We start from the raw sequence: 25,971 nt of genomic DNA, 5'->3' as shown, positions 1-25,971 counted from the left end.
GACCTGCACCGTAGCGGTCGAGACTGAGATCGACAAACATTATGAGGACCAGCTGGCCGAGCTGGGCGACAGCGATCCGGTCCTGTCGGCGGCAGTGCTGGATTTCCAGGCCGAGGAGGTCGAACATAAGGAAGCGGCGCTGGCCGCGGGTGCAGAGACGGCGATCGCCTATCCGCTGTTGAGCGCGGTGATCCGCCTCGGTTGCCGCGTCGCCATCGCTACGGCGAAACGGATATGATGATGACAGGAATTTTGCAGACGGATGCGGCGCTGATGCGTTCGACCGTTGGACGGGAGCAAGGCTGATGACATTCGCACTCCGCGCGGCGCTGGCCGCAACCCTGATGGCCGGCGGCGGCGTCGCGGCCCCGGCCCTGGCTCAGAATGCACCGCAAAATGGCGTGCTGGTGATTTACGGCACGCAGAAATGCCCGACCGATCCGAACGGCAATGAGATCGTGGTGTGCGAACGCCGCAGCGCGCAGGAACAGTTCCGCATTCCCAAGGAGTTGCGCGAACTTGAAGTCACGCCGGAGAATCAAAGCTGGGCGGTGAGGGCCGAAGCCAATGACCAGGCCGGCGCGAGCGGCATCGGCAGCTGCACCAATGTCGGCCCGGGCGGCGGCAGCGGCTGTTTCGTGCAACAGGCCAATCAGGCGCGGCGCATCAACAAGGACAAGAAGGCGGCCGACAAGCAAGTGCAGGAATCGCTGCCCTGATCGAGCATCGCGGCATGATGCCCGGCGCCCGGCTGCCCGGCTGACCGCATGACCGACACCCGGGGGGGGCGGGGACCGGTTCGCGGGCCCCATGCGATCGCGATCGGATTGTTCCTGCTCGTCTGGCTGTCGTGCGCCTGGTTCGGGTCGTCGGAGTATAATCCCAACAATACCACCCGCCTGTTCGCGGCGATTTCGCTGGCTCAACAGGGCGATGCGACGATCGACGAGTTTCAGGCGCTGACGATCGACAAGGCGCAGTTCGGCGGCCATTATTATATGGACAAGACGCCGGGCATGACGCTGATGGCGCTCCCGGCGATGTGGGTGGCCGATCGGCTGGCGGGGAACAGAGCTGCCAGGCCTCCAGTGACATTTGCCGATCCGCGCTACGAGCCTTTCATGAAATTGCGCCTGCGCCTCGCGGTGGCGACGACGGCGGCCGTGCTGATCGCTTTTGCTGCCGTTCTTTTGTTTGACCTGGCGACCGGCATCGCCGGCAGCCCGAGGGCGGGGCTGGTTGCCGCGCTCGGCTATGCCATGGCCACGCCCGCCTGGGGCTGGTCGACCACCATGTTCGGCCACGCGCCGGTCGGGGCGCTGCTGCTGATCGCGACCTGGGCGGTGTGGCGCGGCACGTTGGGGTTGCGCGAGCCCGGGGCCGCCCATGAACTGGGCCGTTGGCGCTATCCGCTGATGGTCGGGGCCGCGCTGGGCTGGGCGATCGTGGTCGAATTGCCCGCCGCATTGCCGGGCGCCGCGATCGGGCTATGGGCGATCTGGCGCACGCGTGGCGCGCCGTGGCGGCAGCGCCTGGCGCTGGCGGCAATCGCGGCGGCGGCGGGCCTTGCCGCTTTGACCCCGATGCTGGTCTATAACCAGATCGCCTTCGGCATGGCGTTCAAGGTCGGCTATCAGGGCGTGGTCGGGTTCGAGGGCATGCAGCAGGGGCTGTTCGGCCTGACCTATCCGCATGTCGACGTGCTGGCGCAGATCATCGCCGGGCCGGAGCGCGGGCTGTTGTGGGTTGCGCCGATCCTGGTGCTGGCGCCGTTCGGTCTGGTGCGATTGATCCGCGCGCCGCAGACGCGCGACCTTGGCTGGCTCGCAGCGGGGGTCGCCGTGACCATATTACTCTATAATTCATCCTATTATTACTGGGATGGCGGCTATTCGACAGGCCCGCGCCATTCGGTCCCTGCGCTCGGATTCCTGGCGCTCGGCCTTGCACCGCTGTGGCAGGCCTGGGGGCGGACCGGGCGGCGCTGGATCGCCGGACTGCTCGGCCTGAGCATGGTCATCAACCTCGCGATCGCCGCCGCCGAGATCACCGCGCCGCAAGGGGTCCGCTTCCCGGTCTACGATCCGGTGATGACGCGCTTCCTGGCCGGCGATATCCGTACCGTGCCGAGTGACTGGTGGCATTGGAAGACCGGCTTTGGTCTCGCATTCTATCTCGCGCTGGCGCTGCCGATGCTGTGGTTCCTGTTCCGCGCGGCGAGCTTGTCGAGTGCGCCGTCGAAGGATAGTCTTACCCCCGTCGCGTGACTGGCGAAGCGTGGAGCACCACGGGGAAGCGCGACCGATCCATGCCGCTCGCCTGGGCAGACCTCATTCGTGAAGGAGTGTCCCATGCCCGACCCGTCCGCGATCCGTATTGCCTTTCTGCTCTTCCCCAATGTCACGCAGCTCGACCTGACCGGCCCGGCGCAAGTATTGTCGCGTCTCGGTAATGCGACGATCGATCTGGTCGCGGCGAGCCGCGATCCGGTTATGACCGATGCGGGGTTTGCGCTGCTGCCGACCGCGACGTTCGATGATACTGTCCAGCCCGACATTCTGTGCATCCCGGGCGGCTTCGGCGTGACCGATGCGAGCGAGGATCCGGCGACCATGGCTTGGGTGCGCTCGGCGGCGGGTGGTGCGAGCTGGGTGACCAGTGTCTGTACCGGCGCACTGCTGCTCGGCGCGGCAGGCCTGTTACGTGGTTACCGGGCGACGACGCATTGGGCGCAGCATCACCATCTTGCCGCGTTCGGTGCGATCCCGGTGCGGGAACGGGTGGTGTTCGACCGCAACCGCGTGACCGGCGGCGGGGTGACCGCGGGAATCGATTTCGGCCTGGCGCTTACCGCCGCGATCCGCGGCGAGGACCATGCCCGGCTGGTCCAGCTCAGCCTCGAATATGATCCGGCGCCACCGTTCGATGCGGGCTCGCCCGAGCGCGCCGATACGGCGACGCTGGCGCGTTACCAGGCGCTGGCAACGCGGCTTGCACCGGACCGCGACGACCGCACCCGCGCGCTCGCCGCGCGGATGCCGGCCAATTAGAGACGGCACCAGCCCGCTCCCCACCCGGCCAGCCATTCAGTATATTCCGTGGGTGGCCGGGTGGGAGCGGGCTGGTGACGTCTTACTGAAACGACTCTAAGGCTTGCGCTTCATGCCGCGAATGCGGTGCCAGATATAGAAGGCGGCGCCGCCGACCAGCACCACGGCGATCAGTGCGTCGGCGCTGTGGAATGCAGCCTTGAGGCGCGGATCGCTGTTCCATTTCTCGCCCAGCACCATGCCGAGCCAGGCAAGTCCGAAACACCACGGCCAGGATCCGACAAAGGTGTACACATGGAACGGCAGCAGCTTCATCTTCGCCACGCCGGCCGGGAAGGCAATGAACGAGCGGATCACCGGCAACAGCCGGCCGATCAGCACCGCCGAATTGCCGAAGCGGGCGAAGAAGCGGTCGGCGGCGTCAAGCTCGCCCGGGCCGATCAGGACATAGCGGCCCCAGCGCTCGATCGCCGGACGCCCGCCGCGCTTGCCCAGCTCATAGGCCGGGATCGATCCGATATTGCAGCCGATCGCACCGGCGGTCGCCGCCAGGTACAGGTTGAAATGCCCGGTCGACACGAGATAGCCGGCGAACGGCATGATGATCTCGGACGGCAGCGGAATGCAGGCCGATTCGATCGCCATCAACAACGCGATGCCGAGATAGCCGCCGCTGGAAATGACCCAGATGGTGAAAGTGGCGAGGATGCCCAGGATGTGCTCGATCATGGGCAGATGCGATGGGGGAGAGAGGCGGCGAAGGGAAGCCCCTATTTCCGGGCGGCACGTTCACCCGCCATGCGCAGGTCCTCGACGAAGCGCGCGAACGCCTCCTTCTTCGCCGCTGCATCCGGCAGGCGCAGCAAATAGCTTGGGTGAACCGTGACCCATGCCTCGCCGCCATCATCGGGCAGGGCCATTGGCCGCCCACGCTCGTGGCTGATGGTCATGGTCCTGCCGAACAGCGCGCGCGCCGCGGTCGCGCCCAGCGCGACCGTCATGCGGGGTTTCACCAGCATGCGCTCTTGGTCGATCCACCAACGGCACGCCTCGATCTCGCCCGCTCCGGGCCTGGAGTGGATGCGCCTTTTGCCGCGCTGCTCGAATTTGAAATGCTTGACCGCGTTGGTGACATAGACGCTCGCCCGGTCGATCCCGGCCTCGGCCAGCGCGCGGTCGAATATCTGGCCGGCCGGGCCGACGAACGGTTTGTCAGCGAGATCCTCCTGATCGCCGGGCTGCTCGCCGACGAACATCAGCACCGCATCGACCGGGCCTTCACCGAACACGGTCTGCGTCGCATCCTTGTACAGTGGACAGCGGGTGCACTCCGCCGCTTCGTCGCGCAGCGCTTCCCACGCGACCTGGATATTGCCGCCGATACTGGCGCGCGCCGTCTCGATCATGCCACTCTCCCGCGCCTGCGCTGTTGCGATCAGGCCCGGGACCAACGCGGTTTCGGGCATGTTTTTCCAGTATTTCTTCGGCATTTCCTTGAGCATCGCGCCGATCTTCACGCGCGCCGGATTGAAGATCGAGGCGTAATAGGTCTTCCACACATCCTCGACCGGATCGCCGCCCGGCGCATCGCCTTTCTGCGCACCCGGCCCCTCGCTCAGCGTCTTGCCGTCCCAATGGATCGACAGCGCCGGCGTCAGGATCGACCAGCGCATCGCGGCAAAGCGGTCGATGAAGAAGGCGGCATTGGTCCGCACGATATGATGTTCGGGCTCGAACCAGGCGACGAAGCGCGGGCCTTCCACATCCGCCACCTCTCTGAAGCGCAGAAAGGCGCGCATCTTGTGGATATCGCGCCGCACCTGCCCGGCGAGATGGTCGAGGCGCCGGATCAGCGGATCGGCGCGGTCCTCGATCAGGCCGGGCTCGCTGCGCAGCCGGGCGAGCAGCGTATAGAGCAGGGCAAATCGCTCGGCATCGCTGTGCAGCACCACATCGCGCGCCAGATCGACAAAGGCGCGCGGGACGGAGAAGGCGACCGACACCGACGCAGGCGGTGTCGTTGCTTCAGCGAAGAGGTCACCGCCGGCCTCGCCCACCTGCCAGATGATCTGCTCGGGCGGGACGGCCTCGGCCGCAAGCGCACGTGCCGCATCGCGCCAGCCGGTGAAATCGTCCGGCTCGGCGAGGATCACAGTCCGCAATGCGATGCCCTAGTCGCGCTCGTCGCTGCCCGGTGGCGAGGCTTCGGCACGAGCCAGCTCCTTCGGCTTGCGCGCCTCGAATATCTTGGCGAGCCGCTTCTCCTCCGCACCGCTCAGCTCCTCGGCTGCGGCGGGGAACATCTCTTCCTCTTCTTCATCGATATGATGTTCATAGCGGTGGCGCATTTCCCTGAACTTGGTCAGCCACGCGCCGGTGGCCATATCGATCTCGGCCAGTTCGCCGAGATAATCGTCGATCTCCTTATGCTCGGAGACGGAATGACGGGCATCGTCGCGCAACTCGGGATTGCCGAGCATCGTGGCGTAAAGCGACTCCTCCTCCGCGGCGGCATGGGCCGAGACTTCGACCCGGAATGCCTCGAACAAGGTTTCGCGCTCCGCGCTCGCGCCGGAGGTCTCGCCGATCTGCGCGAGCAAATTGCGGTGGCGGTCGTGATCGGCCTTGAGATCGGCGAAGATACGGGCGTCGGCCATGAAACTCTCCTGTGGTTGGCAGAAGAACTGATCGCGGCGGCGCTTGTTTCAGTTGCGCGTCGCTTTCACCCCAGAATTGGTCGGCGCATCGGCCGGCGGCATCTCGGCGATCCAGCGCGTGAGCAGGTCGATCGCCTCGGCATGAACCGTCGCGCGGCCGAGTTCGGGCATGGCGATGCCGGGGTCGGTGCTTTCCATCCGGAAGATCAGGATCGAGCGTTCGGGATGGCCCGGATCGATATCGAACTCACCATTGCCGCTGCCGCGCCCCGCCGCGACCGGGTGCTTGAGAATGCCGCGCGCATTCTGGTCGGCCTGATGCCAGTCGAGATACAGGCCCGAATTGGACGCTGCGCCATTGGGGTTGTGGCAATGCGCGCAATTGGTTTCGAGATAGGCGCGCGCGCGGTCGGCAAGCGGGGCTGTCGCATCGTCCCAGCGCGCGAGGCGCGGCGCATCGGCGGGCAGGCGGTCGAGCATCCCCGCTTTGAGCAGTGCCTGAAGCTGCTTGCCGTCATTGAGATTGCGGATCTTCGGGCCGATCGGCGTGACCGCACCCGACAGCGCGTGGCAATCCTTGCACTGATTCTGGTTGGGCACCGAATAGCTGATCGTGCGCTCGGTGCCCGACGGATCAGTGAAGGTCACCGGGATGCGCGTGCCGGCGCGCTTCAGCACCGCATCGGTGCCCTCGGCATTCCACACATAGGGAATCGCCACCCAGCCGCTGGCGCGGTGGAGCAGCAGGCGCGTCTCCAGCGCCCTGAACGTGCCCGCCTGCTGATAGCCGAAGGTCTTCACCAGCGCCGATCCGACCGGCAGGTCGATGACCTTGTCCGGGTCATAGGCCGCAGCTTTGCCGCCCGGGATATAGAGATAGCGCTGCTTCTCGGCATAATCGGAGAAGAGCGGGGTGTTGAGCGTATAGGGGACGACACGCGCCGCCGGTGTGCGGGTCGCCGTATCGGTGAACAGATGGAATTCCGACAAGGTCGCGGGATAGCCATCGCCGGTGATCGCCGCGTCGTTCACACCGCGCGCATCCTCCATCGCCGCGCCCAGAATGACGAGCGCGGCGGCAGCGGAAACGATCGCGGCAAGGCGGTGGGCGAGATTCACCGGGCGGCCGCCTCCATCGCCTCGGGCAGCACGACCTTGACGGGTTGTGGCTTGGTCGTGCCCTTGGACAGGTCGGCCGGTGCCGGCTTGGCTGTCTCCGGCGGTGCGGCGAGCGCAAGACCAAGGCTGAGCACTACGACCTTGTCGGTCACGGCCAGGCCGGCCTTGTCGCCGGAACCGTCCCACAGGATCGGGGGGAGCGACCCGCCGAACGCCGCGGCGAGCTGAGTGCCGCCGGGCAATTGCGGGGCGAAGCCGGCCTTGCCGTGGCGATTGCCGCCGACCGCAATGCCGCGCGGCAGCGGGTCGTAGCGCTTGTCGGTGAAGCTTTTGGGATAGCCGATGATCATCACATTCGCCGTGCCATTGCCCGACAGGTCATTGTCGAAGACATGGACGTTGTCATTGGCCATCACCAGCACGCCGGTGCCGGTCGGCACGGTGGCGACGATATTGCCCTTGGGCGCGAAATTGGGCGTGTCGTTGTCGACCACCATATTTTTGAACACGCGGATGTCGCCGCCGCCCATCACCGGCAGATTGGGCAGGTCGAACACCAGGATGCCGCCGGTATTGTGCGTCGCGGTGTTGCCATAGACATCGGCGTTGCGGCTGTTCTCGATCTCGATCCCCGCGACATTGCCCTCGGCGCGCGAGTTGCGCACGATGATCCGCTTCGACTGGCCGACATAGATGCCGGCGTCGGACGCGCCCTTCACGACCACCGAATCGATCAGCACGTCGCTGCTCTCGACCGGATAGATGCCGTAGGCGCCGTTGGTTTCCTTTGGCCCGCCGGTCCATTCGACGCGGACATTCTTATAGACGATGCGGTCGGCGCCCTTGGTCTTGATCCCGTCGCCCTTCGAATCCTCAACCGCGAAGCCGCGCAGCACGACATCGTCCGACGTGACGAGCAGGCCCTCGCCCGCGCCCAATTGCCCCTTGAAGCTCAGTACCGTCCTGTCCGGCCCGGCGCCGCGCACCGTGACCTTGTTGACATCGAGCGACAGGCCGTCGGTCAGGTCGAAGCGCCCCGCGCCAATCTCGATCACATCGCCGGGCGCCGCCTCGATCAGCGCGCCTTGCAGCCGCGACTGCGCATCGGGTCCGGGCGCGACGACGACGGTCTTGGCCAGGGCGGGCGACGCGATGATCGCGAGCGCCGCAAACGGCAGCATATGTTTCATGTACAAGCTCCTCTGGTGTCATGCGCGGGTTCGCCCCACGTCTATGACGGTCATTTTCAGATCGAACCGGTGCCTTTGGCCTTACCGATTCCGCATCCGCGCCGGCATGTTCCGGCATCGGTAAAAAATCTAGCGATAACTACTTTATGGTCAATAGCCTATTTCGGCAAACTGGCCGCCGATGTCGGTTTTCCGGCCAGGATCAGGTGAAAAGCTCCATCTGTTTCGGCTTCGGCGTGAGAATCGTCTTCAGTCCCGCCAGATCGGTCAGCGTGCCGGGCCGCCAGCCCTCGGCGATCAGGAAGGGCCGCACTTTCACCACCGATACGGTCAGCCGCGCGACATCCTCGAGCCGCAACCGCCGCCAGCGCCGCGCGGCGAGGATTGCATCGACCGCCTTGGTCCCGAGTCCGGGCACGCGCAGCAGCATTTCGCGTGGCCCCTTGTTCACATCAACCGGAAAGGCGCCGCGAAACTTCAGCGCCCAGGCAAGCTTGGGATCGATGTCGAGCGGCAGCATGCCGGTTTCGGCATCGGCCGCCGCGACGACGTCGCTCGCGCCATAGCCGTAAAAGCGCATCAGCCAGTCGGACTGGTACAGCCGGTGCTCGCGCATCAGCGGCGGGCGCTGCAGCGGCAGAATCGCGCTGGCGTCAGGAATTGGCGAGAAGGCCGAATAATAGACCCGCCTGAGCCCGAAGCGGTCGTACAGCGCCGACGCCTTGCGCACGATATCGCCGTCGGTCGCGGCGCCCGCGCCGATAATCATCTGGGTCGATTGCCCGGCCGGTGCAAAGCTCGGCGCGTAGCGGTATTTCCGCGTCGCATCGGCGGTATCGATGATCGCCGATTTCATCTCGGTCATCGCGCCTTCGATCCGGCTCTCGGATTTCTCCGGCGCAAGGCGTTTGAGCCCGCTCGCGGTCGGCAATTCGACATTGATCGACACGCGGTCGGCATGGAGCCCGGCCTGATGCACCAGTTCGGGATCGGCGTCGGGAATGGTCTTCAAATGGATGTAGCCGCGGAAATGATGATCCTCGCGCAAGCTCCGCGCGACTTCGACGATCTGCTCCATCGTGTAGTTGGAGGAGCGGATGATGCCCGAAGAGAGAAACAACCCCTCGATATAATTGCGCCGGTAGAAAGCGAGGGTGAGCTGCACCACTTCGTCGGCGGTGAAGCGTGCACGGCGCACATTGCTGCTCTTGCGGTTGATGCAATAATGGCAATCGAAGATGCAACTGTTGGTCAGCAGGATCTTGAGCAGGCTGATGCAGCGCCCGTCCGGCGCATAGGCATGACAGATGCCCATCCCGCCATCGGTCGATCCCAGCCCCTGGCCGTCGCGCGAGCTGCGCCTGACCGTGCCCGACGAGGCGCATGACGCGTCATATTTGGCCGCATCGGCGAGGATTTCGAGCTTTTGCCGGATATCGAGCTGGGCCATATGTTCTTTATATGTTCCAATCGACGCGCCGTAAAGAGCTGAAAGTTCTCGAATTTTTGTTTCGCTGGGGCACCGAATTTGAATTCCGCGATCGGTCACATCCAATAGGGTGACAGAGTGCTCGATTTTATCGGCCAGGCCACCGGGAGCACCGGCCCCTTCAGCCCGCCGCTTCGCCCTGAGCGGCTTCCGACACCGGTGCCCAGGCCTCCCAGGTGGCCAGGCGATCGGCATAGGCGCGGCGCGCCACGCCGAGGCCGACATTGCCCAGGATCAGGCGCAGCGGCGGCGTATCGGCATCGACCACCCTGAGGATCGCGTCGCCGGTCGCCCGCGGATCGCCGAGTATATGGGCCGGGCCGGCCTTCATCCGGGCACGCAGCGCGTCATAGTCGGGCCGGGGCTCGGTATGGGTCGCGGATCCGCCGCGCCAGTCGGTCGCATAGCCACCCGGTTCGATCAGCGTCACCTTGATGCCGAACTCGGCCACCTCCGACGCCAGGGTCTCGGTCAGGCCCTCCACCGCCCATTTACTGGCGTTGTAGACGCCGGCGGTCGGGAAGGTGATGATGCCCGCCACGCTGGAGGTCACGAGAATATGGCCGCTGCCCTGGGCACGCAGATGCGGGACGGCCGCCTGGATCACCCACAGCGTGCCGAACAGATTGGCATCGAATTGCGCGCGCGACTGGGCCTCGTCGCTTTCCTCGATCGCACCGAACAGCGCGTAGCCGGCATTGCTGACCACCACGTCGAGCCGCCCGAAACGCGCCGCCGCCGTATCGACCGCGGCAAACACTGCTGCCCGGTCAGTCACGTCGAGGATCAGCGGCAGGCAGCTGTCCTTGTAGCGCGCCGCAAGATCGGCAAGATCATCGGAATTGCGCGCTGTCGCGGCGACGCTGTCGCCCCGCGCCAGCGCCGCTTCCACCCAGGCGCGGCCCAGGCCACGCGACGCGCCGGTAACAAACCAGGTCATGGACATGATAATCTCCTTGATTGAGGCCGCCGGCCAGATGACTCGGCGGCTCATGGACGAGTGAGATCATCGGCTTTTGCGGCACGACGCGCGCACGCGATGCCGCCAGAATCTGTCGCGGCCCCGCCAAACCGGCCGGAAGGTGCATCGATCCGGGGGCGACAGGCTCGATGCGCCCCAGCTCGATGCCCCCAAACTCGATACCCTAGTGTGTCGCCACATGATGTGCGGTAAAGCCGCACGGGGGCCGGACACGAGCGGACTGACATGAACGAGGATTGGCCTGATCCCCATGCGAAGATCGTCGGCCAGGCCATTGCCCTGGCCGAGGTCGGTGAGATGCATCCGCACCGTCACCGCCAGGCGCAGCTCCTCTATGTGATCAGCGGCGTGGTGACGGTGGAGGCCGATGCTGGCATCTGGACGGTGCCGCCGTCCTGCGCGATCTGGATACCGGGCGGCTGCCTTCACACCGCGCATGTGGTCGGACAGGCCTCGGTCGGCTGCCTCTATATCGACCCCGATGCGAGCGCGTCGTTACGGCCCGATTGCGGCATCCTCTTCGTGCGGCCGCTGCTGCGCGAGCTGATCCTGCATTTCGTCGCCGCTCAACCCGGCGATACCGCCGGAAGCCGGGATGAGCGGCTGTTCGTCGTCCTGATCGACGAGCTCGAGGCTGCGCCGGAGGAGCCACTGCATCTGCCGATGCCGTCGGACCGCCGATTGCGCCGGATCGTCGATGCGTTCCTCGCCGATCCGGCGCTGCGCATGACGATCGACCAATGGGGCGTGCGCGTCGGGGCGAGCAACCGCACGCTGAGCCGGCTGTTCCGCGAGCAGACCGGCATGCCTTTCGTCAAATGGCGCCAGCAGCTCCATATCGGCCTGGCGCTGCAGCGCCTCGCCGAGGGCGAACGCGTCACCAATGTCGCGATCGACCTTGGCTATGAGAGCCTCAGCGCCTTTATCGCGATGTTCAAGCGTGTGCTCGGCACCACGCCGGCGCGCTACTTCACGGACGATTCGGCCAATGAACTCGCCGGCGCATCGCTCGCCGGTGCCGGACCGGTGGATGTCGTCGCCTTCCCCCAGACCCGGACACGTCGCCAGCGATAGGACCCGTCTCGAGTCCCTCGGGAACGGGGCTCATTTTCCCGTGTCGGTGACGACCTTCGGATCGAGCACCCAGCTACGGTTTTGCGCTGGATCGATGACCAGCGTGATCTGGCGGATCACCGGCAATCCGATATTGGCGAGATCCCCAAGGAAGCTGATGTCGGGATTTTCCAATGTCACGGGCCCAATGCGGATCGATCCGCGGACCCGCCCGCCATAGACGTCGCCTTCGGTGTTGATCGACTTGAAGCGGCCGACGATCTTTGGCGGCGCCATCAGCGGCACCTTGTCCATCATCTCGATCGGCAGGCTGAGTGCGGCGTTATAGCCGGTGTCGAAATGCGCCGGCATCGTCGTTCCGTCGGGCATCACGATATCGATCGTCGGGATGTCGCGGACATAGGGCACGGCCGGCGATGCGGGCGGCAACGTCGTGTCTCGCGGCTTGAGCCGCACCCGGTTCTTTCCGAGCTCGAGATAGACCAGGCTGTTGGTAAACATTTCCGATGAAATGATGCCCATCGCATCGTTGCGGTCGTAATCGAGCGCCGATGCCTGAAGGGTGCCGACCTTCAACCCTCCAAGGGTGACGTTGTCCATGGCCACAAACGGCAGCGTACGCTCCTTGCCGGTCGTTCCATCCCGCTCGATCGAATCTCCGATACGTTTCAGCTTGTAGCGCTTGACCATGGTGTTATCGACCGAATGACCATCCGAGCCGGTATCGAACACCATGGGCAAAGGGTCGCCATCGCCGATCCGCATCATCACCAGGACGCGATTATCCGACTGGAAGAGCGGAATGACCCCTTCGCTAGGCAGCTCGACTTTGGGCTGTGGCGGCGGCACGGTCCGTGCAGAGCCGGCTGCGGCGATGCCAAGCATGATAGGGAGCAGCCCGAAATGCCCAAATCGTAACGCGCGTTTCATGGTGACCCTTTTCGATAGTACGCTTAGTACTATCCGCGAACAATGGATTCGTTTCAATGGCGAAAATGATCGAATGGCGCTGACGGAACTTGAGGGCGCGGTGCTGACCGAGATCGCGCATCGCGGCAATCACACCAGTTTCAAGGTGCGCCGTGCGTTTCAGACCTCGCCGTCGTCGAGCTGGAGCGGCAGCGCCGGCGCGGTCTATCCCGCCATCGCGCGTCTCGAACGCGCCGGGCTGATCCTCGCCGAACCGGGGACATCCAGACGCGGCACGCGCATACTGTCGTTGAGCACAGCGGGCGCAGAGGCGCTGAAGGCCTGGCTGTTCGACGGCGAAACGGCCTGCTCGATCGGCGCCGACCCTTTCCGGCTCAGATCCGGATTGTGGAACACGCTTGGCGAGGAAGACCGGCGCAAAGTCGTTCGGACCATGAAGGCGGCGGTCGAGGCGGAGATGGCAAAACTGGTGAGCCGTACCGCGCTCGACCCGGTGGAGGATGTCGGAAACGATCTTGCCATTCGCCTGCAGCAACTGCGCCTGGACTGGCTTGACGAGTTCGACCGGGCATTGCCGGGCTAGAGCATCATCGTTTTTGGGTGAAATCCCCCGCTGTTCGTTTCGAGCCCGGCGGGACGATGCGGGCGTTTTATAACGGTGACACGTGCAATAACCCCTTAATTCTGCTTGGGTGCGGGTCCGTGTTTGCGCGGCGCAAGAGTCAGGCCGCTACGGGCCTCCATATCGGCGAGCCATTCCTTCGATCCGACCGGGCGACCGACGCTCTCGGCCTTGCGAAGAGCGGCATAGCTCATTGTATCGTCAAACAATGCGCCCAGGAACGCCGTGAAATCACCGGCCCGCTCCAGTGCCGGCGCGATATCCACGAAACGATCGCTCTTCCCGGCGATATGCGCGGTGGCGCTCGACCAGCGCCAGTCCTCCGCCCGCTCGGTCAGCTTCGCGCGAACCGGATTAAGGGCCACGTAGCGCAGCGCGCTGACCAGATGCGCTTCGTCCATCGCGACCGAGCTGAAGCGACCCTGCCACAAATGCCCGGTCACACGCAGGCGCGCGTTGATATAGCCGGTGTAATGGCGATGAACGTAGCGAAACGTCCGGCGCAGTCCGTCCTCGTCGCTCGGCACGGCGATGATGTGGGCATGGTTGGGCATCAGGCAATAGCCCCACACCTCGACATTCGCCCGCGCCGCCGCTTCGGCGAACAGGTCGCGGTAGAGGGCATAATCGCCGTCCTCGAAGAAGGTCGCCTGACGACCATTGCCCCGCTGCGTCACGTGATGCGCCAGGCCGGGGACAACGAGGCGGGACAGATGGGCCACCTGCTAAGACTAGGTGAGTTTAGGAGTTAAGTAAACTGTCACCGTAATCGGTCACCGTAATCGCACCGTAATCGTAATTCCCGCAATTCTACCGAAATTCCCTAAATCGCTCCGTCCACGTACAAGACTGTGACAGGTTTACCATTCATCAAGTCATCCAAACTTTCTTGGCCAACAACCTCAAAATTGCTTCTAGTTATCTCTGAACCATTCGTTGGGGGCTCTTGATCAATATCATCCATAGACACAGGGTTATAAATTGATCTCAGTTTCCTAATTCCTAGAAATTCACGCCTTGCAACTCGCCCGTTAAATTCAACTTTATCGTTTATTAATTGATCACGGCGACCAATTTCCTTTGCAATCTGCCATGCCTCCTCATCATCTGGCGCGTGCACAAGATAAACCTCCTCTGAGATAGGAATTTTTTCCTGCTCTCCATCAACGACTTTTGTTGCGAAAATCAAGCTGGCACCATACCAAGTCATTCGAACCGCCCTCTATTGTCACAATTAAACCGCTTCATCGCCTGTTTGATTTTTTGCCTCTCGATCGGATTTTGTTCGTTCTTATAAAGCTCCCTGAGGTAGGCACAGATGTCTGGGGGCGGATTTGCCTGCACATCTCTGACATACTCATTGTCAATATTCTGCTTCCCGCCTTTCGCCATCTCAGTAGTAGTCGGCGCCTGATCAGGGCAGTCGGGATTGTACCATTTGTACAGCTTGTACCCGCCATAGATAGCAGCAGCACCGCACACCACCCAGCCAACCGGCTCCGAGCAGAAGGCGATTGCTCCAGCTAATGCAGCTCCCCCTGCTCCAGTTCCCCCGCCCAGTTCGCCCAGCCCCAGACCTAACGCTAATGCGTTCAGGCCTTTGGGGTCCACGCGATTGATGGGATTATTCTCGGCATATACATAGTTGTTCTGTCCGCCGTCCAGTCCGACAGGATCGGCCTGGATATATCGCCCCGTCGAAGAGTCATAATCCCGATACCGATTGTAATAAAGGTCGGCGAGCGTCCGGGCCTGCCCGGGGAATCCAACCGGTGTATATCCGCTCGGCGACGCCAGATTACCCGAGCCGTCGGTGATCGCGATCGGCACGCCCAGATGATTGCCGTGCGTCCAATAGATTGTACCATTGCCTGTTGCGATGGCCAGGGGCGCATAACCACCGACGCCATCGTCCCCGCCAAAGGGCTGCTGGGGCGTGTTGACCTCCGGGCTCAGCCAAATCGTCTCGGCCTTCACGTCGCTATATGACGAACCATATTCGCCCAACATGCGGCCATCGGCATCATAGGTGTAAAGCCGTGGGTCGGTGGTCGTGCCGCCGGTGATCCGCTCATCGAATCCGTTATAGTCGTTGACCAGCGTAACGCCGCCCGAAACCTGATAGCTGGTCAACCGGCCATAGCCGTCATAAGCGACGGTGATGCCACCGCCTGGCCGTGTTTCGCCGATCGTATTGCCGCGCCCGTCATAGGCGATGGATCGCGTGCCGCTTGCATCGGCCACCGACGCCAACCGATTGGTGCCGGCGTTCAGCGTATAGGTGGCGGTCGACACCGGGGTCGTGTCCGCCGGGTCGGCGCGCTGTTCTACCCGCGTCCGATTGCCATTCAGGTCATGGACGAAATCCTGACGACGCAGACTTCCCGACGCCATAACGCTTTGGCTCAGGCGGCCGACCGCATCATAGCCAAAGGTAACGCTGCGCGTGGGGTCGACACCATCGGCGATCGAAATGATATTGTCATCGGGATCATAGCCATATGTCAGCAGCGAGACGTTTGTACCTGTAGCCGTGTGATACAGTCGTTTGCTTGCCAGCAGGCCATCATTGCCCCAACTCTGCGACAGCGTGAGTCCGTTATCATAGGTTGCGCTAAGAATCGACCCAAACGGGTCGTAAGTAATGTTATAGGCAAGTATTACCCGGTTGGCTGCTGCGTCAGTCTTCGTCGCGACCAAGATCACCCGTCCAGCAGTGTCCCGCACATACTGAACAAGCCGGCCCGAAGGGTATTGTATGACCTTAACACGATCTGCGTTGTCATATACATAGATCATATCTGCGGTCAGCGTCGTTCCAACCTTGCGACGCTTCAACGTAATGTTGCCCCGATGGTCATAGCCGAACTGGGTCTCACCAGTGCTGTCTAATGTGGAAGCCAACCGGCCGATTGCGTAAGAGCCCGGAATGACGACCGCGTCATAGCCATATTGGATGATCTCCGAAGCCGGACGGCCGACCGGCGTCTTCTTCGTGATCCGGCCCAGCGCATCGCGCACGAGATCGACCCGTTGCCCGCGCCCATCGACCGACGCCACCAGATCGCCGGCCGCGTCATAATAATTGATTTGCGCGCCCCGATCCGGACTCGTCTCGCCGATCACCTCCCCGAAACCGTTGCGAACGAACGTCGTGCTGACGGCCTTCGCATCGGTGAAGCCGACCATCCGGTCGCGAGCATCCAATCCGATGCTCTCGCTTCCCGTGTCCGGCGCAACGGTCGAAACCAGGCGATCGAGCGCATCGAACGAATTGGTGGTCGTGTTTGACCGTGCGCCCGTCAACGTCTTCGGGTTGCCGGTCTCGTCATAGCTCCAGCGATGGACGCGGTTGGGCCCGAGCGTCCGGGTCAGCATGCGGCCCAGTTCGTCGAACGTACTGACGATCGAGCGCGCGGTCGTGTTGTCGGCGCGCTTGGTCACGCTCGATGTGAGATTGCTCATCGCGTCGTAGGCAAGGACGATCTTTTCGCCATTCGCCGCCCGCATGGTGATGGGGCGCCCGGCGAGGTCGTAATCGACAAAGAGCTTTTGGGTCGAGGGCAATGTCAGTTCGGTGACTCGCCCCTCCACATCATACGCCATCGTGGTGATCGCATCGGCTGCCGTTGTCGGCCCCTCGATCTTGACCGTCAGGACGCGGCCAAGCGCATCATAGGTGTAGCGGGTATAGACGCCGTTTGGATCCTTTGAGTAAGCGGGCCGCCCATTGGCGTCATACCCGCCTAATGTGGTGACATGGCCGAGCGCATTGGTCGAACTGACAAGGTTGCCGGCGGTATCATAGGTAAAGACGTCGATATCGTCCTTGCCATTGGCGTCGAGCCCCTTGGGACCGTCGATCGACGTGATCTGCCCGGTGCTCGACCAATTATACGTCCATGTCCGTTGCTGGCCGTTGGTCGAATAGGGCGCGGATGTGGTCGTCGTATCCGTCTCGGTCCGGGTCTTGAGCCGGCCGCCGGCCTCATAGGTCAGGTCGGTCGTCAGCCCCGGCTTGATGGTTTTCGTCGGCAGATCACGCGATGCATCCCATTGGATATCCGTCGTCCGCGCGACATTTGTTCCTTGCGCTTCGACCGTGCGCGAGGGTCTGAACCCGCCATCAGTCTGCAGATTAAGCTGGATGCCACGCTCGTTCTTTACGCCTGTGAGATGATAGTCTCCAATCCAGCCGTCGTAGGAGTATATCTTGGTGTTGGCGGGAGTGTTTGCCGAGGCCTGTGAATCAATCCGCGTCAGCAACTGTGGCATGCCGGAGAAATCGGTCGGCCATTTGGGTATTTTGAAAGTGTAGTCCTCGCGCTTGCCGAGCGGGTTGGTCACGTACCGATAGGAATATGTGTCCCCCACGGACTCAAGATTTTCGATGGTATATTTATCGACGCCTCCCGCTCGTTCGGTTGACGAGACCAGGCCGGCCGGGTCGTAGGAATAGGTCGATAGACGGCGTCCGAGCTGATCGACCTTGCCCGTCAGAGCGTAGCTGTACGCAGTGTTTTCATGAAGATAGGAGCGGCTCCACAAGACTGCTCCGGTTGCGCTGGTCCGTGAAACGCTTTCCAGCTTGTCGTGAACGCGCGATCCTAAAGCATCTATGCCATAGCCATAGCCATAGATGATCTTCGTACCGTCCGGGACGATGATCTGGGAAATGACCTTATAAGGCCGCATGTCGGAAAGGCTGGCCAGCGTCGTTCGATCGGCCACGGTCCAGGTCAGCTGAAGCTGGCGGCCGAAGCTGTCGCGCACCAGATTCGGATATTCTCCGTCGTCCGGATAATCATAATTGATCTTGTAGCCATCGGGATAGCCGTGCTCGATCGCGACCAGGTATCGCACACCCCCGGATGGGTTTGCCGAACCGGACCGGCGGAACAGCAGATACTCCCCATTGGCCATGTCCATGCGAACCTCGGCAGGACCATTCACCACTGCCGGCTGTCCCCAAAAGAAGATCGGACGGTCGACCGACGGCACCGGCACCATCGAGATGCGGCGGCGATCGGCACCCTGACCGCCGCTATAGATCCAGTAACCCGGATCATTGCCGACCGATTTGAAGTCCACCCGCACGCCATTGGGGGACATGTATTGGAGCGCCTCGGCGTTCCAGCCGCCCGATATCAGCCGCCCCGGCACAACGCCGTGCCAGCGGGCCCCAAATCCCGGTATCGGCGTAAGGCCAAAGTAACTGCTGTCTTCCGCGAGGCTGAAATAGGATCGCTCGACGCTCAGGCGTCCGTCGGCCGTCTCATAATCGGTTTCCCGATCGACCTTGGCGCCATAGGCCAAAGAGACCGGGTTCCCGGCCACGGGCGCAGGCGGAGCGGATTGCGACGCGCCCTCGCGTTCGCACATGCAATCTCGCCGGTCGCGAGCGTCCGACCGGTGACAGGCGCCGTTCCCGAACCCCCAGCCGCTAGGACAGCCAGCTTTTACAAGTGCTGGAAGAATCGTGTTGGAATTTGGGTTGAGCGCCCAGTGGCATTCCCAATATTCGCCCCTGCCGCCGGTAGCGGGCTGCATCGTAGCGCCCGGGTTATAGACATCATGCTGAAACTGGCACGCCTCCTGGGGGGACGGCCAGTTGCCGGGATCATTATAGGTGCGCGCTTCCCAAACGGGTGCCGGCGCTACCGGAGGGGGTACCCGCGTCTGCGCCCAACCAGAATCCGAAACGGTGACGCCGATACACATCAAGGCGATAACGCATATACGCTCAAAGAATCTCAACGCCCCGCTCCCCGGAAATACCAGGCAAGGCTAACGAGAAAATATGCCGGTGTCATCGGGGCAGAATATATCTGCACAATCTTACGCGGTTAAGTTTATGTTACAGTTAAATGTCGAGGAAAGATTAATGCAGAGGATGAGGCAATCCTGCGCTTGTATTCAATCGAAATAGTGGTTGAATGATCAACTATAATGGCTCTGCAATGCCAAAAAGGGGCGTACTCCACCATATTCCCTCGTGGAGAGGGAAGGCTCGTACCCGTCGGTTGCCTGCGTCAGGACGCATTATCATGTTTCCCGCATCGCCGTCGTTATACGATCCTGCCGGCAGCGACACCCTGCTCGCGGCCGCGCAATGGCTGCAGGAAATACTGCCAGGGTTATCGCGACGACAATAGCCATCATTGCGGTCGCAGTGGTTGGCATGCTCATGCTGTCGGGCATGTCGCGAAGCGCGGCATCGCCATGCCGCCCTCGACCGCCCGGCGCCGCCCGTCCGGGCCGCGATGCGCCAGCATGGTGCCCATACGGTCGATATCGCGCGGCTCGACCGGTTGACCGTCCAGCCGCAACAGTCCGAAGATTCCGCTCATGATCCGGCAACGTCGATGGCACGCGCGAAAACTCTTGGCTGATTTCTGTTAAGTCATTGATAACAGTATATTTTTATAGATATCCGTTCGATCCAGACCATCCCCGGGGCGCGCTAAAGATATGGCACAATCGGTGTCCCATATCTCCCCCGGACACGATCGCGCGGCTCGATTCAAACGCTGCCCGACCCTCGCTATCACCGCAAGCATGGAAACCCGTCCCTCAACTTCAAATCCGATTATGTCCGTCAGGCGCAGGAACTCTACGCCCATGGCCTGACCGATCGTGAGCTTGCCGAGGCGTTCGGCGTCTCGCGCAGCACCATCTTTCGCTGGCGCGCCGCCTATCCCGAGTTCGCCGAGGCGACGAAGCTCGGGAAAGACGTTGCCGACGACCGTGTCGAACGCGCGTTGTACGAGCGCGCGATCGGCTATGAGGAGGAAGCGGTGCGCGTCTATCACCCGGTCGGCAGCGAAGCGCCGGTGATCGTGCGCTACAAGCGTGAAGTGCGCCCCGATGTCGCCGCCGCGCTGCAATGGATGCGCGCGCGACGCCCCACAATCTGGGCACGGCCTGCCCCGCCATCCGAGAAGGATAAGAATTGGGCTGAAGAACTCCGCAAGGCGGCAGCTCGGGTCAGCGACATGGACTCGCCGGAAATTCAGGCGGCGCTACGCTATCATAACCGGGAATAGGCGAACGACTGGCCACGCCCGCCGCACCCACCTGGAGGGTTTTGAACTGAGTTGATCCACCCAATCCGAAACGAGGATTTTTTAGTTGATCCGTTCGAACGAAAGCGTGCGCTGTTCCCGGTCGGCCGCGGTCAGCCGGACGCGCAGCGCATCGCCCGGCGTCACATTATGCGCGCTGACATTGGCGACCACCGGCAGGTCGCGCAGCTGCATGCGCGCGCCGTGATCGGTCACGTCGGTCACCACCGCCGGAAAGACCTGCCCTTCCTGGCCGTGCAGCATGACCGTCTCGGCCAGGTCGATCACCGCACGGTCGATCCGCCCGCTCAGCGCATCGGCGCGCGCCATCACCTGGGGCAGGCGGGTAAAGGCCTCGGTCACCACATCGGGCACTGCCTGGCCATTGGCGATCGCCAGCGTGGCGCGCACCACATAGCGGTCGGCAAGGCGGCGCAGCGGGGCGGTGGCATGGGCATAGGTCGCGGCCATCGCCGCGTGCCATGGCACCACGCCGTCGCGGTATGGGACATAGGATGCGCCCATGCCGGCGCGGCGGATCGCCAGCATGAAGGCCGCCTGGCGCGGATCGGTCGCATCGAGCGTGCGCTCATACTCGGTCAGCGGCGCGGTGTCGGGCCAGCTCAGCCCGAACGCGCTGGCGGTATGGCGCAGCCGTTTGACCGCGCGCGCATCGGGTTCGGCCATCACCCGGAACAGCCCGGTATGATGCGCCTGCAGCGCGTCGGCGATCGCCATATTGGTCGCCAGCGACATGGCGGCGTTGCGGTTCTCAGACTCGAGCAGCGGCCGGAACGCCAGTTGATAGGTGCCGTCGCCAAGTGCTGCGACTTCCTGTTCGGGCGGATCGACCCGCGCCGCGCCGCGCCGGTCCTCGGCCGCCTGGATCCGTGTCGACAGCGCGGCGAAATCGGCCGGCAGATCGCTGTCGCGCACGCTGTCATAGGCAAGCTTGGCCGCGCTGCGGATGATCGCGCGCTCGGCGCCGTCGAGCTTGACTGCGCCATCCGGGGCGACGCGCACGGTGAAGATCACCGCCGGGCGCGGGCCGGTCGGGAGCAGACTGGCGGCCCCTTCGGCGAGCACCGGCGGGTAGAGCCCGGCCTTGCCGTCGGGCAGATAGCGTGTCGTGCCGCGCTGCCACGCTTCGGTGTCGAGCGCGTCGCCGTCATCGACGAACCAGGCGACATCGGCGATCGCGTAATGGAGCAGCAGGTCGGCGCCGCTCGGCTCGATCGCAAAGGCCTGGTCGAGATCGGTCGAGGCGGCGGGGTCAAGCGTGACGAAGCGCCGGGCGGTGCGGTCGACATGCTGGGTGGGCGCACGGGTTGCGGCGATCTCGGCGGCGGCGAGGACCGCGGCGGGGAACGCATCCGGCACCTGAAACTGCTCGCGGATCGTCGCCAGGCCGTGGGCGAGAGCATTGTCGGGATCGGCGAGCGCCTTCATCATTCACCGTGCTACACTGCCGGCGCGCACGATCCGAAGAAAAAAATCCAAATAAATTTGGGGGCCATGTCACACTCGACCACCGCTGCCTCGTCTTGATGGTGAAGGTGCATAGGGCACCGAGGAGAAGCCAGATGACCCCGCGTATCAAGAACCCGTTCAAATCCATTCCCGATGGCCTCAAGGCCATGATGGCGGTGGAAGCGAGTATTGCCGCCAGCGGGCTGGAGCACAGCCTGTTGGAGCTGGTGAAGATGCGCGCGTCGCAGATCAATGGCTGCGCCTATTGCATCCATATGCACGCGACCGATGCGCGGTCGCATGGCGAGACCGAGATGCGGCTCTATATGCTCAACGCGTGGCGCGAATCGCCGCTCTATACTGACCGTGAGCGTGCCGCGCTGGCCTGGACCGAAGCGCTCACTCATGTCGCCGATACCGGCGCGCCGGATGCCGATTATGCGCTGGTCAGCGCGCAGTTCAGCGAGGAGGAGCAAGTCCAGCTCACGTTGCTGATCGGGTCGATCAATCTGTGGAACCGGCTGCAGATCGGCTTGCGCGCGGTCCATCCGGTGGATGCGGCGCGTGCCGCAGCCTGACGACTCCGCCCGCATCTTCGAGGCGCAGCGGCCGCGGCTGCTGCGCCTCGCCTATCGCATGCTCGGCTCGTTCAGCGAGGCCGAGGATGTGGTGCAGGATGCGTGGCTGCGCTGGCAGCGTGCGGATGTCGCGGTGGAAACGCCCGCCGCCTTTCTGTCGCGCATCGTCACGCGGCTGTGCCTCGACGTGATCAAATCGGCCCGCGTCCGGCGCGAAACCTATGTCGGCGAATGGTTGCCCGACCCGCTGCTCGACAGCGCCGAAGAGGAACCGGCCGACGATCTGACCCTGACGCTGATGATGGCGCTTGAACGCCTGTCGCCGCTTGAGCGGGCGGCGTTCCTGCTCCACGACGTCTTCGGCGTCGCGCTCAACGAAGTCGCGACCACGCTTGACCGCGATGCCGGCGCGGTGCGGCAGCTGGCGGTCCGGGCTCGGAAGCATGTCCATGATGCGCGCCCGCGCTTCCCGGTCGAACAGCAAGAGGCGGACCGGATCGCCGAGGCTTTTTTCGCGGCGTCGCGCAGCGGCGATACCGCGGTGCTGAAGTCGCTGCTGGCCGACAATGTCGTGCTGCAATCGGATGGCGGCGGCCGCGTGATGGCGTTCCGCAACCCGATTGTCGGGATCGATCGCATGCTGCGGCTGTTCACCGGCCTGCATCGCAAGTTCGGCGATCAGGGGATGGTGATGCTCCGCCCGGTGTGGATCGATGGTCTGCCCGGCTATGTCAGCGCCGAGCGCGGAGAGATCCTGCAGACCACCGCGCTGGAAATCGAGAATGGGCGCATCACCTCCATCTATGTCGTGCGCAATCCCGACAAGCTGAAACATGTCGCACTGGCTCTGGCCGCCGAGGCGCCGGCCGGGCAGCCGCATTGATCGTCGTCTTCGAAAGGGAAACGATATGACACGGACCTGCATCATCATCGCGACGATCCTTGGCCTGGCCATGGCGGCGAATGGCGTGTTCATGCTCGCATCGCCGCAGGACTGGTATTTCGCCGTGCCGGGGGTGACCTCGACCGGCGGATTCAACCAGCATTTCATCCGCGATATCGGCTTGATCTTCGTGATGACCGGCGCCGCCTATGTGGTGGGCGCGGTCCGGGCGGAACAGCGCTTGCTGCTCTGGGCGGTGGCGACGATCTGGTTCAGCGGCCATGCCCTGTTCCACCTGTGGGAGATTGCGGTGGGGATCTGCGCACCCTCCGCCTTCCCGCGCGATTTCGCCGCGGTCACCCTGCCCGCGCTGATCGGGATCGGGCTGACGGCGTGGAGCTACACCGATCGCCGGCGGCTCGGCTGAGTCCCGGACTGTCGGCGATCTTCACGGCGGGCTGACAGCGGGATCGGCTGTTCTTCGCGGGTTCGCGGCGATACACCCGCGCCGAAACTTGGGGAGCGGGGCATTGCGGGAACCAATGGGCGGAACGGATCGAACGCGGTGGTGGCCCTATGTGCTGCTCGGCCTGACCTGCCTCGCCGGCTGGGCGTTCAAGGGGCATTGCGGCGCTTATTGGACGGACTCGATCCAGTACATCACCGGCTGCTATAGCGATGCGGTGCCGTTCTGGGGCCTGCGCGGCGTCGCGGCCGGGCAATTGCCCTATGTCGAGGCGCGGATGGAATATCCCGTGCTGACCGGCGGGCTGATCTGGCTTGAGGGGCTGGTGACGCGGACGCTGTTCGGCCCGGTGGCGACCGCGGCGCATTTCCTTGGCGTCGTCGCGGCGGTCAATGCGCTGTTCGCCTTTCTCGTGCTGGCGATGATGGAGCGGGCGGGGGTTGACCGGCGGCGGCTCTACTGGTGGGCAGCGGCGCCGCCGCTGATCCTCTATCTCGGGCATAACTGGGATATGCTGGCCGTGGCCTTTGCCGTGGCCGCACTGCTCGCGGCGCGACGCGGTCATGCGGTCAATGCCACCGCGCTCGCCGCCCTGGGCACCGCGGCCAAGCTGTTCCCCGTCCTGCTGCTGCCATTGCTGGGCCTGGGCGCACTGTTCCCGGCCGAGCGCAGCAGCGTGACCCGGCGTCTCACCGCCGCGGCGCTGCTGGTGGTCATCGCGATTGCCTATTGGGGCGCGGTCAATCTGCCACTGGCGTTCGGCGCGTATCAGAACTGGTCCGAATTCTACCGCTTCTCCGGCGATCGGTCGGGTACCGCCGCGTCGATCTGGGAATTGCTCGCGGTGTTCGGGGTGTGGATGTCCTCGATCACTGAACGCAACCTGGTCTCGGGTGGCCTGTTCCTGGCCGGCGCGGCGGCGATCGTCGCGCTCGGCTGGCGGCGGCATGGTGACCGGCCCTGGCTGCTCTTCACCCCGGTGCTGGCCTGGTTCCTGCTGACCAACAAGGTCTATTCGCCGCAGTTCGACCTTTGGTTCTACCCGCTGCTGATCCTGACCAGTTACCGGCTCTGGCCGCTCGCCTGGTTCGCGCTTGGCGATGTGCTCGCCTATTTCGCCGAATTCTGGTTCTTCGCCGGGATGGAGGGGCATGTCCCCGCCGCGACCCAGAGCCAGATCGCGCTTGCCGCCGCGATCCGCGGGGCGGCGATGCTATGGATCATCGCCGCCAGTCTGCGTCAGCCCGCCCCGGACTGGATCGCGCTTACGCCGCGAGCAGGCTCTCCGCCCCGCCCAGATCGACCGAGACCAGCCGGCTGACGCCCTGCTCGATCATCGTCACGCCGAACAGCCGGTGCATGCGGCTCATCGTCACGGCATTGTGCGTGACGATCAGATAGCGGGTCGCGGTCTCGCGGGTCATCGCGTCGAGCAGATCGCAGAAGCGCTCGATATTGGCATCGTCGAGCGGCGCATCGACTTCGTCGAGCACGCAGATCGGCGCAGGATTGGTCAGGAACAGACCAAAAATCAGCGCGACCGCGGTCAGCGCCTGCTCGCCACCCGAGAGCAGGGTCAGCGACTGCAGCTTCTTGCCCGGTGGCTGCGCCATGATCTCCAGCCCGGCCTCAAGCGGATCGTCGGAATCGATCAGCTCGAGATGCGCGCTGCCGCCATTGAACAGGGTTGTGAAGAGGCGGCGGAAATGGCCATCGACGGCCTCGAATGCGGCGAGCAGGCGCTGCCGGCCCTCGCGGTTCAGCGTGCCGATCGAGCCGCGCAGCCGGTTGACCGCCTGGCCAAGCTCGTCGCGCTCGGCGCTGTTGCCGATGCTCGCCGCCTCAAGTTCGGCGAGCTCGCTTTCGGCAACCAGATTGACCGGCCCGATCCGTTCACGCTCCAGCGTGAGGCGTTCATGAGTGCTCGATTCCTCCGCCGGGCTGCGTACCGTATCGACCTGGAAGCCGACTCGTTCGGGCAGCACCGGCGCGGGGCATTCGAAGCGTTCGCCGGAGAGGCGGCCCATCTCGATCCGGCGCAATTCCTGATTTTCCGCGCGTGCCGCGGCGCCGGCGCGAGCCTCGCGCGCTTCGGACAGTGCCTCGCCTGCCATGCGCGCAACGGTATCGGTTTCGCGCAGCGTCGCTTCCGCATCGCGCTCGACCGTCTGCGCCGCGTCCGCCTCGGCGCGCGCGGCCCCATGGGTTGCATCCAGCGCGTCGATCTCGCGGTCGAGCGCTGCGGGGCGGTCGGCCAGCCCTTCGGCCTCGGCCGCCAGTTCGGCGTCGCGCTTGTCCATGTCGCCAATGCGCCGCGCCGCCTCACCGGCCCGGGCGCGCCAGCCCTTGGCCTCGCCGGTGCCGCTGGCCAGCCGGTCGCGGTCCTGCGCGATGGTC

The 25,971-nt window shown here is 63.9% G+C and carries 24 protein-coding genes, 2 pseudogenes and 1 riboswitch; of the genes and pseudogenes, 12 read left to right on the top strand and 14 right to left on the bottom strand.

The genetic code is table 11. From position 1 onward, the window contains the following. The 4 genes from ACRECS_RS25530 to ACRECS_RS25515 form a co-directional block, all read left to right on the top strand. A partial coding sequence (locus tag ACRECS_RS25530) for a demethoxyubiquinone hydroxylase family protein (protein ID WP_431585785.1) occupies nt 1-238 on the top strand: 238 nt, incomplete at its 5' end. A gap of 67 nt (nt 239-305) precedes the next feature. Beyond that, nucleotides 306-719, top strand: a complete 414-nt coding sequence (locus ACRECS_RS25525) for a hypothetical protein (protein WP_431585784.1) — start codon at nt 306-308, stop codon at nt 717-719. Nucleotides 720-767: 48 nt separating this feature from the next. Beyond that, entirely contained in the window at nt 768-2,267 is a 1,500-nt protein-coding gene (locus ACRECS_RS25520) for a hypothetical protein (RefSeq protein ID WP_431585783.1), read from the top strand. Then, a riboswitch (ZMP/ZTP riboswitch) is annotated at nt 2,254-2,332 on the top strand. It overlaps the preceding gene by 14 nt. 19 nt (nt 2,333-2,351) lie before the next feature. Continuing rightward, on the top strand, nt 2,352-3,050 hold the full coding sequence (locus ACRECS_RS25515) for a DJ-1/PfpI family protein (RefSeq protein WP_431585782.1): 699 nt from the start codon (nt 2,352-2,354) through the stop codon (nt 3,048-3,050). 96 nt (nt 3,051-3,146) lie between these two features. Here ACRECS_RS25515 and ACRECS_RS25510 read toward each other — a convergent pair whose 3' ends face one another. The 7 genes from ACRECS_RS25510 to ACRECS_RS25480 all read right to left on the bottom strand — a co-directional run bounded on the left by ACRECS_RS25510 (nt 3,147) and on the right by ACRECS_RS25480 (nt 10,451). After that, nucleotides 3,147-3,779 (bottom strand): DedA family protein, encoded by a 633-nt coding sequence (locus tag ACRECS_RS25510; RefSeq protein ID WP_431585781.1) that lies wholly within the window; start codon nt 3,777-3,779, stop codon nt 3,147-3,149. A 41-nt stretch (nt 3,780-3,820) separates the two neighbouring features. Further along, nucleotides 3,821-5,212 (bottom strand): UdgX family uracil-DNA binding protein, encoded by a 1,392-nt coding sequence (locus tag ACRECS_RS25505; protein ID WP_431585780.1) that lies wholly within the window; start codon nt 5,210-5,212, stop codon nt 3,821-3,823. 9 nt (nt 5,213-5,221) lie between these two features. Next, complete coding sequence (locus ACRECS_RS25500; protein ID WP_431585779.1) at nt 5,222-5,707, bottom strand: hemerythrin domain-containing protein; 486 nt, start codon at nt 5,705-5,707, stop codon at nt 5,222-5,224. A 48-nt stretch (nt 5,708-5,755) separates the two neighbouring features. Next, entirely contained in the window at nt 5,756-6,826 is a 1,071-nt protein-coding gene (locus tag ACRECS_RS25495) for an SO2930 family diheme c-type cytochrome (RefSeq protein WP_431585778.1), read from the bottom strand. Continuing rightward, a complete protein-coding gene (locus ACRECS_RS25490) occupies nt 6,823-8,016 on the bottom strand; it encodes a parallel beta-helix domain-containing protein (protein ID WP_431585777.1) in 1,194 nt (397 codons plus the stop codon). Before ACRECS_RS25490 ends, ACRECS_RS25495 begins: the two co-directional genes overlap by 4 nt. Before the next feature lie 202 nt (nt 8,017-8,218). After that, entirely contained in the window at nt 8,219-9,466 is a 1,248-nt protein-coding gene (locus ACRECS_RS25485) for a putative DNA modification/repair radical SAM protein (protein ID WP_431585776.1), read from the bottom strand. 160 nt (nt 9,467-9,626) lie between these two features. Continuing rightward, a complete protein-coding gene (locus ACRECS_RS25480; RefSeq protein WP_431585775.1) occupies nt 9,627-10,451 on the bottom strand; it encodes an SDR family NAD(P)-dependent oxidoreductase in 825 nt (274 codons plus the stop codon). A gap of 261 nt (nt 10,452-10,712) precedes the next feature. On the opposite strand from ACRECS_RS25480, the gene ACRECS_RS25475 reads away from it, so the two are divergent. Then, nucleotides 10,713-11,561: an AraC family transcriptional regulator gene (locus tag ACRECS_RS25475; protein WP_431585774.1), complete on the top strand. Its 849-nt coding sequence runs from the start codon at nt 10,713-10,715 to the stop codon at nt 11,559-11,561. A gap of 30 nt (nt 11,562-11,591) precedes the next feature. Here ACRECS_RS25475 and ACRECS_RS25470 read toward each other — a convergent pair whose 3' ends face one another. Next, nucleotides 11,592-12,491: a retropepsin-like aspartic protease gene (locus ACRECS_RS25470; RefSeq protein ID WP_431585773.1), complete on the bottom strand. Its 900-nt coding sequence runs from the start codon at nt 12,489-12,491 to the stop codon at nt 11,592-11,594. A 73-nt stretch (nt 12,492-12,564) separates the two neighbouring features. On the opposite strand from ACRECS_RS25470, the gene ACRECS_RS25465 reads away from it, so the two are divergent. Continuing rightward, the gene (locus ACRECS_RS25465) at nt 12,565-13,074 is read left to right on the top strand and encodes a hypothetical protein (protein WP_431585772.1); all 510 of its coding nucleotides are present in this window, start codon (nt 12,565-12,567) and stop codon (nt 13,072-13,074) included. Between the two features lie 95 nt (nt 13,075-13,169). Here the strand turns inward: ACRECS_RS25465 and ACRECS_RS25460 are convergent, their stop codons facing one another. The 4 genes from ACRECS_RS25460 to ACRECS_RS25445 all read right to left on the bottom strand — a co-directional run bounded on the left by ACRECS_RS25460 (nt 13,170) and on the right by ACRECS_RS25445 (nt 19,463). Continuing rightward, nucleotides 13,170-13,790: a transposase gene (locus tag ACRECS_RS25460; RefSeq protein WP_431585771.1), complete on the bottom strand. Its 621-nt coding sequence runs from the start codon at nt 13,788-13,790 to the stop codon at nt 13,170-13,172. Between the two features lie 146 nt (nt 13,791-13,936). Beyond that, the gene (locus ACRECS_RS25455; protein WP_431585770.1) at nt 13,937-14,323 is read right to left on the bottom strand and encodes a DUF4288 domain-containing protein; all 387 of its coding nucleotides are present in this window, start codon (nt 14,321-14,323) and stop codon (nt 13,937-13,939) included. Beyond that, nucleotides 14,320-18,495 (bottom strand): RHS repeat-associated core domain-containing protein, encoded by a 4,176-nt coding sequence (locus tag ACRECS_RS25450; protein ID WP_431585769.1) that lies wholly within the window; start codon nt 18,493-18,495, stop codon nt 14,320-14,322. The genes ACRECS_RS25455 and ACRECS_RS25450 overlap by 4 nt, the downstream gene beginning before the upstream one ends. 803 nt (nt 18,496-19,298) lie before the next feature. Then, the gene (locus tag ACRECS_RS25445; RefSeq protein ID WP_431585768.1) at nt 19,299-19,463 is read right to left on the bottom strand and encodes a hypothetical protein; all 165 of its coding nucleotides are present in this window, start codon (nt 19,461-19,463) and stop codon (nt 19,299-19,301) included. A gap of 129 nt (nt 19,464-19,592) precedes the next feature. On the opposite strand from ACRECS_RS25445, the pseudogene ACRECS_RS25440 reads away from it, so the two are divergent. Both ACRECS_RS25440 and ACRECS_RS25435 read left to right on the top strand, forming a co-directional pair. Then, nucleotides 19,593-19,799 (top strand): annotated as a pseudogene (locus tag ACRECS_RS25440) (helix-turn-helix domain-containing protein); the annotation flags it as partial. Nucleotides 19,800-19,874: 75 nt separating this feature from the next. After that, nucleotides 19,875-20,159 (top strand): hypothetical protein, encoded by a 285-nt coding sequence (locus tag ACRECS_RS25435; protein ID WP_431585767.1) that lies wholly within the window; start codon nt 19,875-19,877, stop codon nt 20,157-20,159. Between the two features lie 81 nt (nt 20,160-20,240). Here the strand turns inward: ACRECS_RS25435 and ACRECS_RS25430 are convergent, their stop codons facing one another. Further along, nucleotides 20,241-21,629, bottom strand: a complete 1,389-nt coding sequence (locus tag ACRECS_RS25430) for an RNB domain-containing ribonuclease (RefSeq protein WP_431585766.1) — start codon at nt 21,627-21,629, stop codon at nt 20,241-20,243. 131 nt (nt 21,630-21,760) lie between these two features. On the opposite strand from ACRECS_RS25430, the gene ACRECS_RS25425 reads away from it, so the two are divergent. The 4 genes from ACRECS_RS25425 (at nt 21,761) to ACRECS_RS25410 (ending at nt 24,895) form a co-directional block, all read left to right on the top strand. After that, on the top strand, nt 21,761-22,225 hold the full coding sequence (locus tag ACRECS_RS25425; protein ID WP_431585765.1) for a carboxymuconolactone decarboxylase family protein: 465 nt from the start codon (nt 21,761-21,763) through the stop codon (nt 22,223-22,225). Then, nucleotides 22,203-23,108, top strand: a complete 906-nt coding sequence (locus ACRECS_RS25420) for a sigma-70 family RNA polymerase sigma factor (protein WP_431585764.1) — start codon at nt 22,203-22,205, stop codon at nt 23,106-23,108. The genes ACRECS_RS25425 and ACRECS_RS25420 overlap by 23 nt, the downstream gene beginning before the upstream one ends. Before the next feature lie 25 nt (nt 23,109-23,133). Next, nucleotides 23,134-23,535 carry a hypothetical protein gene (locus tag ACRECS_RS25415; RefSeq protein ID WP_431585763.1) on the top strand — a complete coding sequence of 134 codons (402 nt, stop codon included), beginning with the start codon at nt 23,134-23,136 and terminating at the stop codon, nt 23,533-23,535. A 115-nt stretch (nt 23,536-23,650) separates the two neighbouring features. Beyond that, nucleotides 23,651-24,895, top strand: coding sequence for a hypothetical protein (locus tag ACRECS_RS25410; protein ID WP_431585762.1), 1,245 nt, complete (start codon nt 23,651-23,653; stop codon nt 24,893-24,895). On the opposite strand, the pseudogene ACRECS_RS25405 reads toward ACRECS_RS25410, so the two are convergent. Then, a pseudogene (locus ACRECS_RS25405) lies at nt 24,840-25,971 on the bottom strand (chromosome segregation protein); the annotation flags it as partial. The gene ACRECS_RS25410 and the pseudogene ACRECS_RS25405 overlap by 56 nt on opposite strands.

The sequence above is a fragment of the Sphingomonas sp. genome (assembly GCF_050725575.1).
Classification (GTDB): Bacteria; Pseudomonadota; Alphaproteobacteria; order Sphingomonadales; family Sphingomonadaceae; genus Sphingomonas.
This window is presented reverse-complemented; position numbering and strand designations above follow the sequence as displayed.